This is a genomic window from Streptomyces sp. rh34 (genome assembly GCF_002551245.1).
Lineage (GTDB): Bacteria > Actinomycetota > Actinomycetes > Streptomycetales > Streptomycetaceae > Streptomyces.
In genome coordinates, this window is sequence record NZ_NTGZ01000213.1 from 1 (window position 1) to 12,532 (window position 12,532).

Sequence of the window (12,532 nt, forward strand, 5' to 3'; positions counted from 1 at the left end):
CCACGGCCCGGCGCGCGCGGAGCGCGGTGAGACCCACCACCGGCCGCAGGCCCCCGGGCAGCGGGCGCCGGGCCGGCCGGGAGGGAGAACCTCCGGCCGGCCCGGTCGCGGGCTGCTTCGCCGTACCGCTCAGCGTGCCAGCCATGCCCGCTCGAGCTGCACGCGACCGTAACCGGGCAGGGTGGGCAGGCCGTGTACCGGGGCTGCGGCGAGGTCGATGCCGTCGGCCATGCCCCACAGCAGGTAGCCGGACTCCTCGTGCTCGATGCGCTGGACGTCGTGGAGCAGCCCGGCGCGGGCGGCCGGGTCCTTGGTTGCCATGGCCTTGCGGTAGGCGGCGTCGAACTGCGCGTTCTTCCAGCCCGCTTCGTTGGTCCCGGAGTCGGAAACCATGGTCTTGCTGGCGAAGAAGACCACAGAGTCGTTGGTCCCCCAGTAGCTGGTGTAAAGGTCGCCCTTGAGCCAGGTCTTGTCCCAGAAGGTGCCGGACTCCTGCTTCACCACCTTGACCTTGACCCCGGCCTCGCGCACCTGGGTGGCGAACAGCGTCGCGGACTCGGCGAGCCCCGAGACGTCCTCGGTGGTCATCAGCTCGTACGTCTTGGAGGTGTCGAAGCCCGCTTCCCTCAACAGCGCCTTCGCCTTGGTGAGGTCGCGGGCGCGCTGCGGGATGTCCTGGGCGTACGCCGGGTCGCCGGTGCCCAGGATGTCGTTGGCGACGGTCCCGTACCCGGACAGCACCTGCTTCACCATGGCGTCCCGGTCAACGGCCAGCCGCAGCGCCTCGCGGACCTTGGCGTCCGCGAACGGGCTGCCGGCCGCCGTACGCATGACGATGGGCGTCGCCATGTCGTTGGGTCGGCGGACGATCCGGATGTCCTTGCGCTTCTCGGCCGTACGGGCGGCGACCGCGCCGACGTTGGAGGCGACGTCGATCTGTCCGGCGAGCAGGGCGTTGGACATCGCCTGCGGTGATTCGAAGATCTTGACCTCGACGGCGTCGAGGAGGACCTCGCCGCCGTACCAGTCCTCGTTGCGGACGAGACGGGCGTTGCCGGAGCGGAACCACTCCAGCTTGAACGGGCCGGCGCCGGGCGCCTTCTCGATCTCCTTGTCCTTCGTGTCCTTCTTGAGCACGAAGGTCGTCAGGCGCAGCAGGAGCGGCAGTTCCGCGTTGGCGTAGTCGGAGACCAGGACCACGGTGCCGGCGCCCTCTGCCTTGATGTTCTCGGCCCTGATGCCCGGCAGGCGGGAGGCGCCGGACGGCGTGCCCCGCAGGCGCCGCAGCGACCAGACGACGTCCTCGGCGGTGACAGGGCTGCCGTCGTGGAACGTGGCGCCCTCGGCGATGGTGAACCGCCACGTCTTCAGGTCGTCCGACGCCTTCCACCCGGAGGTCAGACGCGGAACGGTGTTGGTCTTGGCGCCGGGCGCGGTGAGCGTGTCGTGGACGAGCGCGATGATCAAGTAGTCGCACTCGTTGGCCTGACTGCCGTGCGGGTCACGGGTGATGGCCGAGGCGCGGCCCAGCGCGCCGACCCGCAGCGTGCCGCCCTTCTTGGGCTTCGTGCCCGCGGCGGCGGACTTGGCGGAGGTGTCGCCGTCCCCCGAGCAGGCGGTCAGCAGGGCCGCCGTGCCTATCGCTCCACCGGCCCACAGCAGTTGGCGCCTGTTCATGTTCACGTACGTCCTCGATCCACTTCGGGGCAACGGGGGATGGGTGTTTAGGTTTGCCTATCCTAATGACAATCGCGACCGCAAGGTCCGAGCCCCGATGGGGTGGGCGGCCGAGTGGTGAGGTGTGCTGCCGCGCGCCGGTCCGTGTGCCGCGCGCCCCTCCTTGGGAGATCGCCGAACGTGACGGAGATTCGACAGTAAGGTGTGCCTTACCTAAGTTCCCTGCTAGCGTGCGGGGCGTTCGTCAGGGCCGGTCTTCCGTGGCCGTGTACGCGGCTGCTCCGGCCTGCCCGTGACGGATGCGCGGCCACCGGCGCGCGTGCCGGCTCCCGCGTCCCGGCGCGCGCCACGATGCCTCTTTGTCGCTCGACGGAAACGGATCTTTGCCATGAACACGGCAATCGCACCTGTCCGCCAGCTCGACGCTCCTACGGTGGGCGAACTGCGCCAAGCCGCAGAGAAGATACTCGGCGAGTTCGGCACATCGGCCACATCTCCCCAGCTGCTGCGACGAGTTGCTGAGGTTGCCGCCCAGTTCGGCGACACCCTGCGCCACGCTTGCCGGCCCGTCGACACCGCCGACGGCCTGTTCGTGCTCCGCGGCCTGGACGCCGCCGACGACGACGCGCTCGGCGCGACCCCCGCCGGCTGGGCCACCGCCGGGGACAGCGGCGCCCTCCACGACATCACGCTGCTGCTGCTCGCCACCGTGATGGGCGACCCGATCGCGTGGGAAGGCCAGCAGAACGGCCGCTTCGTCCACAACATCGTCCCCTCGCCCGGACACGAGACCGAACAGACCGGCGCCAGCAGCACGGTCCTGCTCAGCCCGCACACCGAGGACGCCTTCCACCCGGGCCGTGCGCACCTGTTGATGCTCGGCTGCATGCGCAACCACGACCACATCGCCACCACCGCCGCCAGCATCCGCAAGGTACGTCTGTCGGACGAGGACATCGCGACCCTGTCGCGACCCGCGCTCCCGATCCTCCCCGACGACGCCTATGCCGAAGCACAGGGCTATGCCGACCAATCGCCTCCGGCCGTCCCCACGCTGTTCGCCACCGAGGACGGCCTGACGCTGCGCTTCGACCCGGCGTACACGCCGCTGGAGGACGCGGACGAGACCTACCGGGCGGCCTACCGGCGCTTGGAGGCCGAACTGACCCGCGTATCCGTGGCGGTGAGCCTCGAACCGGGCGAGGTCCTCGTCGTCGACAACGACCTGGTCGTCCATGGCCGGGTGCCGTTCCAGGCCCGCTACGACGGCACCGACCGATGGCTCAAGCGCGCCTCCGTCCGCGTCCCCGGACGACGGACACGCCCCTCGGCCGAAGCCGCTGAGCACGGCTACGGCCAGGCCGCCCTCGAAGCCCACGCCGCCTGAACACCCCGTCCACGGACCGGAGGAACACCATGACCGAGACGTCGAGCACCCCCGCCGCCAACCCGACCGCATCCGGCGACGACAAACACCTGCGGATCCTGTCCAGGAGGGACCTGGCCGGACTGGAGATATCCCTGTCCGACGTGGTCGCCACGGTGGAAGGCGCCTACCGCACCCTCCACGCGGGCCGGTCGGACAACCCGCGCAAGCTGTCGGTCAAGCCGCAGGACGGGCACTCCGTCTCCTACGCGATGCTGGGCCGTGACGGCTCCCGCGATGTCGTCGCGATCAAGACCTCGTACAAGCACGGCCTGGACAAGGGCCGCGACAAGCAGCACTACTACACGACGCTGACCATCTACGACGACGTCACCGGCCTTCCGGTGGCGATGATGGACTGCGCCCGCATCGGCTCCCTGCGCACCCCGGCCGTCTCCGCGCTGCTGGCCCGGGAATGCGCGGTCCCCGACGCCCGCAGCGCCCTGGTCATCGGCACCGGAACCCAGGGCCGGCTCGCCCTGCCGTTCCTGCTCACCACCCTCCCGGACCTCGACCGGCTGATGCTCTTCGGCACCCACTCCGAAGGCATCACCGCCGTACGCGAGCAGCTGCGCGACCACTACCCCGACCGCGACGTCGAGCTGGTCACCGATCTGCGGGAAGCGGCCTCGGACGCCGACGTCATCGTCGCCACCGCCGGCGCCCACACCCCTGCCGCCGTCGAGGCGGGCTGGCTCAAGCCCGGTGCGCTGTCCATCCTCGTCGGCCACGGTCTCGCCCCCTCGACCCTGCACCAGGCCGACCGCGTCCTCGCCACGAGCGAGGCGCAGATGAACGTCACCGGAACCGACATGGCCGACGCCGACGGTCGACTCCCGGCCGTCGACGTGGAGTTCCCGCCCGTGGTCGCGGGCGTCGCCGCCGCCCGCCGCTCGGACGAGGAGCGCGTCTTCGCGTACAACAGCGGCCTCGTCGTCACCGACATCGCCCTCGGCCACCGCTTCGCCCAGCTCGCCCTCGCCCAGGGCCTGGGGACCGAGGTGTCGCTGTGGCAGTGAACCGTCCCACCTGGCCCACTCTGCCCGTCCCGCGTGACCCTGCCACGGACGCGGTCCTGGGCAGCGGACTGGTCGAGGAACTGTCGTACGCCTTCGGCGGACCCTTCCACTTCCTGCTGCCGGACGCCTTCGACGCCAACCTGCGCGCGATGCGGGCGGCTCTGGCCGAGGCACGCGTGGACGGCTTCGTGTACTACGCGAAGAAGGCCAACAAGGCCGCCGTATGGATCGAACGCTGCGCCGCACGCGGCGCGGGCGTCGATGTCGCGTCGGTCGGCGAACTGCGCGAAGCCCTCGGGCACGGCGTGCGCGGCGAGAATATCGTGGTCACCGGACCGGCCAAGGGCATGGAGCTGCTGCGGCTCGCCGTGCGGCACGGCGCGCTGATCGCCGTGGACGCGCTCGACGAACTCGACGCACTCATCACGACGGTGCCGACCGCGACGGCGCGCCCCGGCCGGCTGCTGCTGCGCTGCCTGCCACCGTCCCAGCCGCACAGCCGCTTCGGCATGAACGACGCCGAGTTGAGCACGGCCATGGACCGCTGCGTGCGTGCGGGCGACGCGGTACGCATGGAGGGCTTCAGCTTCCACCTGTCCGGCTACGCCATCCAGCCGCGCTCCGACCTCGCCGGCCGCCTGGTCGACCTGTGCCTCCAGGCCCGCGCCCTGGGCCTGGAGGCCGGCCGGATCAGCATCGGCGGCGGCCTGGCGGTCAGCTACACCGACGCCGACAGCTGGCACACCTTCCTCGGCGAGCAGAACAGCGGCCACTACCACGCGGCCAAGTCGTTCGACGCCGGTGACTTCTACCCGTACCACTCCCCGGCCGCCGGCTCCGACGCGCTCCGGGCCCTGCTCGCAGCCCACCCCGAGGGCCACGACCGGAACCTCGCCGAATTGCTGAAGGAAGCGGGCGTCGCCCTGCTGATGGAGCCCGGGCGCGCGCTGCTGGACCGGGCCGGCGCGACCGTGTTCCGGATCCAGGGCGTCAAGGACCGCGACGGCTACCAGCTCCTGACCGTCGACGGAACCAGCCTGAGCCTCTCCGAGCAGTGGTTCAACAGCGAGTACCTGCCCGACCCGCACCTGCTCTCGCGGAGCGTGGACGCACCGGTCGGTACGTGGCCCGCGAGTATCGGCGCCGCGACCTGTCTGGAGTCGGACATGCTCACCTGGCGGAAGATCCCCTTCCCCCGCCGGCCCCGCACCGGGGACCTGCTCGTCTACCCCAACACGGCCGGTTACCAGATGGACTCCAACGAGTCGCCCTTCCACGACCTGACCCTGCCGCCGAAGGTCGTCATCGACCACACCGAACGCGCGCGCCCCCGCTGGCGGCTGGACCGCCACTTCACCTGAGCCGCCGCCCCGTACGCGTAGGGGCTCGGCCACCCCACCCGTACCGTCCCCCAAGAGGAGCTTTCGATGCCCGGCGCACTTCAGCGTCCCCCCGTGGTCTCCCGTGTGTCCGACCTCATCGGCTACACCCCCCTGCTCGAACTGGCCACCACCGACACCGGCAGTCGCCTGCTGCTGAAGCTGGAGATGTTCAACCCGACCGGCACCGCGAAGATCCGCATGGCGCGCGCCATGGTCACCGCCGCGGAGGAGGCCGGCGAGCTGCGGGCCGGCGGCCGGATCATCGAGTCGACCTCCGGCAACACCGGCCTCGGGCTCGCCGTCATCGCCGCCGAACGCGGCTACACCTTCACCGCCGTCGTCGACAACCACGCCTGCACCGACAAGCTGCGCGGCATGAAGGCCCTGGGCACCGAGCTCGTGTACGTCGTCGACGACGGCACCGAGGAGCTCGCCACAGCCGCCCGCGAGGAGCTCGCCGAGGACATGGCCCGTGGCCAGGACAACACCATCTTCACCGAGCAGCACAACAACCCCGCCAACGGCGTCGGCTACTTCCCCGTCGCCCATGAACTCCACGAGGCCCTCGACGGCGACATCGACGTCCTCATCGGCGCCGTCGGCACCGGCGGATGCCTCTGCGGCACCACCCGTGAGCTGCGCGCACTCATACCCGGCTTCACCACCATCGGCGTCGAGCCCAAGGGCTCCATCGCCTTCGGCGGCCCGGCCCACGACTACTACCAGTCCGGCACCGGCACCCCGGAAGGCGCCGAGATCGGCGCGCTGGTCGACTTCGACCTCATCGACGAAGGCGTCAAGGTCGGCGACATCGAAGCGTTCGCCACCTGCCGCGCGGTAGCCCGCACCGGGTTGCTCATCGGTGGCTCCGCGGGTGGCGTCGTGTACGAAGCCCTGACCCGGCTGTCCTCCCTGCCTCCGGGCACGACTATGGTCGCGCTCATCAACGACGGCGGGGAGAAGTACATGGACACCGTCTTCAACGACGACTGGATGCGGGACCGCGACCTCCTCGACCCCGCAGCGGAACGGGAAGTCGACGAACTCCTCACCAAACTCCGCAGGAACCGGTAACTCCCATGCTGACGACCCTCCTCCGCGACAGCCGCGCCCTGGCCACCCTCGCCGTCCCGCTCGTCCTCACCCAGCTCGCCCAGGTGGCCCTGACCACCACCGACACGGTGATGATGGGCATGCTCGGCACCCAGGAACTGGCCGCCGGCGGCCTGGCCATCGTCATCTTCAACCAGCTGCGCACCATGGGCGTCGGCCTGGTCACCTCCGTCGGCAACCAGATCGCCTCGGCCGCCGCCCGCGTCGAGCGGGCCGCGGCCGACACCGGCACGGAGAAGAGGGAAGGAGAAGGACACGCGGAAGTCCGCGGCATCGTCCGCGCGAGCATGGCCGTGGCCACGCTCGCCGCCATCGCCGGGGCCATCCTCATGATCCTCATCGGCCAGGCCCTGACCTGGCTCGGCCAGGACGCCGCCGTCGTCGAACGCACCCGGACCATGCTGTTGGCCCTGGCCCCCGGTCTGCTGCCCTGCCTGTGGTTCCAGGCGATACGCCAGTTCACCGTCGGCATGCGACGCCCCCAGGCGCTCCTGCAGATCACCATCGTGTCCATAGCCGTCAACGTCGGCCTGAACTGGGTCCTCATCCACGGCACATGGGGACTGCCCCGACTGGGCCTCACCGGGATCGGCGTCGCGACCTCCACCGTCTACCTGCTGTCCTTCCTCGCCCTCTACATGGCGGCGAGAAGGGACAGCGAGCTCTCGCCCCTCCTCTCCCTGAACGTGGCCAAGGCGGACCCGGCCACCGTCAAGCGGCTCATCGGCCTCGGGGCGCCGATCGCGGCCACCTACGGTTCGGAAGCCGGCTTCTTCTCCATCACCGCGCTCATGGCCGGCTCCTTCGGCCCGGCCGCCCTCGCCGCGCACACCGCGGTCAACCAGCTCGTCTACATAGCCTTCCAGGTCGCCGTCGGCCTCTCCCACGCCGCGTCCATCAACGTCAGCCGCGAACTCGCCCTCGGCCGCCCCGACGACGCACGCCGGATCAAGAACACGGCCCTCGCCTGCGCGGCAGCCGTCATGACCGTCGTCGGCATCGTCTACCTCGCCCTGCCGCAGCTCGTCCTGGCCCCCTTCCTCGACTCCGGCTCCGACCAGGCACTCACCATCGCCACACACCTGCTGATGGTCACCGCCTTCCTCCAGTTCTTCGACTGCGCACAGAACATCGGAGTCGGACTCCTGCGCGGCCTCGACGACACCAGGAGCGGCTTCCGCATCACGCTCATCGGCTACTGGGCCGTCGGCCTCCCCGCCGCGTGGCTCCTCGCCCACCCGCTCGGCCTCGACACCCTCGGCATCTGGCTCGGCCTCCTCACGGGCCTGGCCGCCACCGCCGTACTCCTCCTGCGTCAATACAGCCGAGGACTGGCGCGTCACGTGGCCGAGGTCCCGGCCTGACCGCGCGTTGCCCCGGGCCACCCGCACCGGACACCCCTGACCGATCAGGCCGACGGCCCCGGGTCGACCGGGTGATCGGCCAGGGCGTGCACCATGACGTGCATCCAGGGCCACACCGGCAGCGACGCGATGATGGCGTGGAGTTCGGTGGGGTCCGGGGCACGCCACAGACCCCCGTTCTCGGTCCGGCCGGGCACCCGCCACATACGGACCAGGGATCCGGACGCGACGAGTTCGGCGGCGCGGCGGGGGAGGGGTGGGTGGTGAACATCATCTCGAAGACGCGCATCAGGGTGCTGCCGAGCCAGCCGCCGACGCAGCCGGAGAGAAGTCCGAGGCAGCCGCCGATGACGAGCGCCACCAGGGTCGGCGCCACGGCGACCAGCAGGGCGAGCCGGGTGCCGTACATCAGCCGGCTGAGGATGTCGCGGCCGACCTCGTCGGTGCCGAGGAGGTGGCCGCTGCTGAAGGGGTTGAGCCCGATGGACGAGGGTTGGTGGCGAGCGGGTCGTCCGCGGCGATCAGGGGCGCGAGGAGCGCGACGATGATCGTGGCGGCGACGATGGTGCCGCCGATGAGGGCGGTGACGTTGCCGGAGCCCAGCAGGGCGCGGAGGCGGGTGCGCCGACGAGGGGGCGCGGCCCGCGCGTCGGCGGGGCGGGGTGGTGCCGCAGTGCCCCCAGCCGGACACCGGGCCGGGACGAGGCCCGCGCGGGTCAGGCCCACTGAGGCAGGGCCGGGGCGCGAGCCACCCGAGATCAACGGGCGCCCGAACGGGTCGGCCCGGACCGAGCACGGTCCGGGCCGACCCGTTCAGAATCGTCGAGGCATGACTGGCCTTCTCCTTCGTCTCTGTCAGTTGCCGTCGAGTGACGCGATCGCTTCGACGACGGCGTCCCGCGGAACGCGTTCCAGCATCACCAGCTCGCCCTAGGATTCCCGCACCGCTGCCGCCAGCCGTGCGGCCCACGTGTTCTCCCAGGCCACGACGAGTGCGGAGGACCCGTCACCCAGGGAGTCGGACACCGTCCGCAGGTCCTCGTCGCTGACCAGGTCGAACTGGGCGTCCGCGACCTGCGGCAGCGTCTCGGCCACTCGACGTCCACCGGGCCGACGGTGTCGGCTTGGAGGCCGCTGGGCACGATCAGCCTGCCTTTCGTGCAGCGGCATAACGGATCAACCATGAGATCTTCCCGCGTCGGGGGCGAGGAAGAGGCAGCCGGCCGTGGACGTCAGGCAGAAGCCGTGACCGTGCACTGGCTCTGGGTGGAGAGGCGTCGCAGCGCCGCTTCCGCGAGCAGGGCGACGGACGCGACGGCGATCAGCGGCTGCAGGGGCGCCCAGTAGCTCAGCGCGCCGGACGACCCGAGGAGGACGAGCACGAGCTTGTTGCACACGGGGCAGCCCACGGCGAAGAACGACAGCACGCCGCCGAGAGCTCCCATCCGGCTGTCCCGGACGGCGTCGCGAGGCTGCGTGGACGGGGATGAGGCCGGGGGCGCGATCGGGGTGGCGGCCGGCGGGCGGACGTACGTGCTCAGCACGAGGCCGGCCAGGACGGCGGTGAGGGCGAGGGCGGGATAGTTCCACCACTGCACGGAGACCGAGCGGCCGAACAGGGGGGTGGGCAGCACATCGGTGGGCACGCCGACGGCGACGGCCGTGGCCAGGGCGCCGAGCCCCGCCACCAGCCACTGCCTGGCCTGCCACACACGCAGCGCCTTACCCGCCAGGCTCAAGGAGCGCTGGGAAGAGGACATGCGGAAATCTCCGTTTCCGGATGGAAGAGATCAAGGACGCGACCGAGAGGGCCGGCCTACATCCGCAGAACGGACAAGGTGGTGACGGGATGAGGTGGTGCGGGGCCACCGCGGCAGAACGAGGAGCCCGAACAGGTCGTCGGCGCGGGGCCGTCCGTCCACTGGGGCGAACCGGACGCCTGATCGGCGCCCGGAGCGGCGTCGGAGCGCGGCACGACGTCCTCGGCGGCCACCGGATTCTTGCCGCACGGAGCGGAGCCGTCGTCCGCCGAGGGCTGCACGGCGGTAGCCGCCTGCGCTACGGACACCGGGCCGGAAGGGTCGATGTCCTGCGGCGCGGGCCGGCCGAGCAGACACAGCAGACCGACCGCGGCCACCAGGAGCACGAGCAGACCACGCAGTGCGGCGGTGGCCGCCGCGGGGGGCGTCGCTCGCCTCATGTACGCCTGCTCCTTCCGGAAGGTCACCCCACGATAGAACACGCGAGCCCGGCTCCGGCCCTCGGTCTCGGGTGAGGTCCGGAGCCCGAGGTCCGAGAGCCGGAGCCGTGCCTCAGGCGAGCAGTTTCGCCTTCGCGCGCTCGTACTCCTCGGGGTTGAGCGCGCCCTTGTCCTTGAGATCGGCGAGCTTCGCCAGATCGTTCACATGGTCGCTGCCACCGGATCCGCCCTGGCTCGCCGCGGCTTCGCGCACGTAGGCGCGGAAGGCCGCCTCCGAGTCCTTGGCCAGCTTCTCGTCGCGTTCGTGCATGCTGCGCCCGCGGGCGATCAGGTAGACCAGTACGCCCAGGTACGGCAGCAGGATGACGAAGATCAGCCAGCCCGCCTTGGCCCAGCCGTTCAGCGAGTGATCCCGGAAGAGGTCGGTGACCACCTTGAACAGCAGGAAGAACCACATGACCCAGAGGAACAGGTACAGCATGGTCAGAAAGACGTCCAGGAGCGGGTAGTCGTCCATGGTCCTACTCCCTGTCGCGCGAATGGTCCCTTATTCATACATTGGGCCCGAATAGTCCGCACCTGAAGGTCTGCGGGTCTGTACGCCTGTAGGGGCGGGGGAGGTGCGTGAGCGCGGGAGCGGTGCGTCAGGCGCGGTTCTCGTCCGGGGCGATCCGCAGGACATGCGCGGGCGGGTGGGTGATGCCCAGCTCCGGCCGCCAGGCCGCGAGGATCTGTGCCGACGGGTCGAACAGCGGGGCCGGCAGCTCCTCGGGGGCGGTCCACCGCCAGGCGCTGATCAGGTGCGGCTCGGTCACCTCCGGGACGCCGGAGGCGAGCCGCACGACGGCCGCCATGCTGACGCGGTTGATGCCGCCGATCACGTCGTGGACCATCGCGATGACGTCCACGGCCGCCTCGTCGACCACCAGGCCCGTCTCCTCGCGCAGCTCCCGGGCGCCCGCCGCGGCGATCGACTCGCGCGTCGCGTCGACCTTCCCGCCCGGCAGCTCCCACGTACCGCTGTGGTGCCGGCCCAGGAGTACGCGTCCCCGGCCGTCCTCGACGATCACGCCGACTCCGAGGGCCGCCTGGGCCGTGGGCGGGCGGGTGTTGCGGGCGGGCTCGGTGACAGGGTCGGCTGACATGGTGCTGGTTCTCCGCTCTGCGGTGCCGGGTCCGGACCACCGTAGCGAAGCGGCCCGGGGCGGCCGTGGGCCGGTGCGGCGGTGGCGGGCGCGCTCAGGTCACCAGGCGCAGCGACCTCTCGGCGATGCCGAGCCGTACGCTCTGACCCCAGGTCAGCTCCAGGGCGTCGGACTCCATCCCGTCCCCGAAGACCACGACCCGGTCCGACTCCACGGTCAGCCGCAGCCCCTGCCCCCGCTCCAGTTCGCCCGCCACTCTCGACGTCCCGGTCGCCGGGGAGGGCCAGGCCTCGCGCACGAACCACAGGAGCCGCGCGTCGCACGGCGCGGGCAGCGGCAGGGTGCCGCCGCGCTCCAGCCACAGCGACCGGAGCCAGCCGGTGGCGCCCGTGCCGGTGCCGACCAGCACCCCGGAGGAGGCCTGGGCTTCGCCGGGGGCGCTCTCGCCGTCGGGGCCCAGGCGGTAGCGGGCCGTCTGGTGGCCGGCCGGCCCGAGGTAGATCTCGTTCAGGGCGAGGAGGCGCTGCGTGTCGTCGGCGACGGCCTCGACCATGGTCAGCTCCTCGGCACTCCCTCCGGCGGTGGACGCGGCGCGCAGCAGGGCGGCCGCGTCGGCGTGACGGTGGCGGACCAGGACCCCGGGGTTGCGCCCCGGGTCGGTGTCGATGCCCACCACCGGCTGCCCGGACAGGTACTTCGCGGTGTTGGCGACCAGTCCGTCCTGGCCGACCACGACCACCACGTCCTCCGGGGCGAACAGGAAGCGGTCCAGGTCCGCCCGCTCCACCCGGGAGCTGCGCCAGGTGAGCGGCACCGCCGCCGCCACCTCGCGCAGGGCCTGCCGGGTGTCCTCGTGGCGGCGGGCCACCTCGTCGATCGAGCGCCCCCGGCTGGACAGGAAGAACGCGGCCTGCCCGTGCGTCCCGTGCCGGGCGAGCAGCTCCTCGTACTCCGTCCGCCGGTGGACGAGCACCGCCCGGGGCGCCAGGCTCACGCGCCCGCACCGCCTTCCGGACGGCCGAGCCTGGCGAGCAGCCCGGTGAGAACGTCGGGGGAGAGGGTGATGCTCTCGACGCGCGGCAGGTTCTCCGCGAGCCGGGTCGCAGCCAAGGCGTGCAGCGTGGCCGGATCGGCCTCGCCGTGCACCCGCAGCCAGGCGGCCTGGGCCTCGGCCCGCGCCGTGCCCGGCGCACGCGCCGCCTCGGC

The 12,532-nt window shown here is 71.5% G+C and carries 13 protein-coding genes and 1 pseudogene; 5 read left to right on the forward strand and 9 right to left on the reverse strand.

What is annotated here, in order from left to right; translation table 11 throughout:
- Positions 1 to 129: 129 nt before the first annotated feature.
- Complete coding sequence (locus CR470_RS28740) at positions 130 to 1,677, reverse strand: ABC transporter substrate-binding protein (protein ID WP_218923785.1); 1,548 nt, start codon at positions 1,675 to 1,677, stop codon at positions 130 to 132.
- A 388-nt stretch (positions 1,678 to 2,065) separates the two neighbouring features.
- Here CR470_RS28740 and CR470_RS28745 point away from each other — a divergent pair, with 388 nt between their 5' ends.
- From CR470_RS28745 to CR470_RS28765, 5 genes are all read left to right on the forward strand, one after another.
- Entirely contained in the window at positions 2,066 to 3,064 is a 999-nt protein-coding gene (locus CR470_RS28745) for a TauD/TfdA family dioxygenase (RefSeq protein WP_097870421.1), read from the forward strand.
- Between the two features lie 29 nt (positions 3,065 to 3,093).
- The gene (locus CR470_RS28750; protein WP_097870422.1) at positions 3,094 to 4,122 is read left to right on the forward strand and encodes an ornithine cyclodeaminase family protein; all 1,029 of its coding nucleotides are present in this window, start codon (positions 3,094 to 3,096) and stop codon (positions 4,120 to 4,122) included.
- Entirely contained in the window at positions 4,113 to 5,483 is a 1,371-nt protein-coding gene (locus CR470_RS28755) for a Y4yA family PLP-dependent enzyme (RefSeq protein ID WP_373561449.1), read from the forward strand. Before CR470_RS28750 ends, CR470_RS28755 begins: the two co-directional genes overlap by 10 nt.
- A gap of 66 nt (positions 5,484 to 5,549) precedes the next feature.
- Entirely contained in the window at positions 5,550 to 6,578 is a 1,029-nt protein-coding gene (locus tag CR470_RS28760) for a cysteine synthase family protein (protein WP_097870424.1), read from the forward strand.
- A 5-nt stretch (positions 6,579 to 6,583) separates the two neighbouring features.
- A complete protein-coding gene (locus tag CR470_RS28765) occupies positions 6,584 to 7,981 on the forward strand; it encodes an MATE family efflux transporter (protein ID WP_097870425.1) in 1,398 nt (465 codons plus the stop codon).
- 44 nt (positions 7,982 to 8,025) lie between these two features.
- On the opposite strand, the gene CR470_RS41170 is transcribed toward CR470_RS28765, so the two are convergent.
- The 8 genes and pseudogenes from CR470_RS41170 to CR470_RS28805 all read right to left on the reverse strand — a co-directional run.
- Positions 8,026 to 8,322 (reverse strand): muconolactone Delta-isomerase, encoded by a 297-nt coding sequence (locus tag CR470_RS41170; RefSeq protein ID WP_306667816.1) that lies wholly within the window; start codon positions 8,320 to 8,322, stop codon positions 8,026 to 8,028.
- A gap of 589 nt (positions 8,323 to 8,911) precedes the next feature.
- The gene (locus tag CR470_RS39780; protein ID WP_179892400.1) at positions 8,912 to 9,076 is read right to left on the reverse strand and encodes a hypothetical protein; all 165 of its coding nucleotides are present in this window, start codon (positions 9,074 to 9,076) and stop codon (positions 8,912 to 8,914) included.
- Between the two features lie 137 nt (positions 9,077 to 9,213).
- Positions 9,214 to 9,741 carry a hypothetical protein gene (locus tag CR470_RS28780; RefSeq protein ID WP_097870427.1) on the reverse strand — a complete coding sequence of 176 codons (528 nt, stop codon included), beginning with the start codon at positions 9,739 to 9,741 and terminating at the stop codon, positions 9,214 to 9,216.
- Between the two features lie 56 nt (positions 9,742 to 9,797).
- Complete coding sequence (locus CR470_RS28785; protein WP_257138949.1) at positions 9,798 to 10,181, reverse strand: hypothetical protein; 384 nt, start codon at positions 10,179 to 10,181, stop codon at positions 9,798 to 9,800.
- 112 nt (positions 10,182 to 10,293) lie between these two features.
- A complete protein-coding gene (locus tag CR470_RS28790) occupies positions 10,294 to 10,698 on the reverse strand; it encodes an SHOCT domain-containing protein (protein WP_097870429.1) in 405 nt (134 codons plus the stop codon).
- 127 nt (positions 10,699 to 10,825) lie between these two features.
- Positions 10,826 to 11,326 carry a nucleotide triphosphate diphosphatase NUDT15 gene (locus tag CR470_RS28795; RefSeq protein WP_097870430.1) on the reverse strand — a complete coding sequence of 167 codons (501 nt, stop codon included), beginning with the start codon at positions 11,324 to 11,326 and terminating at the stop codon, positions 10,826 to 10,828.
- 94 nt (positions 11,327 to 11,420) lie between these two features.
- Complete coding sequence (locus tag CR470_RS28800; RefSeq protein ID WP_097870431.1) at positions 11,421 to 12,320, reverse strand: hypothetical protein; 900 nt, start codon at positions 12,318 to 12,320, stop codon at positions 11,421 to 11,423.
- Positions 12,317 to 12,532 (reverse strand): annotated as a pseudogene (locus tag CR470_RS28805) (SPFH domain-containing protein); the annotation flags it as partial. The gene CR470_RS28800 and the pseudogene CR470_RS28805, both read right to left, overlap by 4 nt.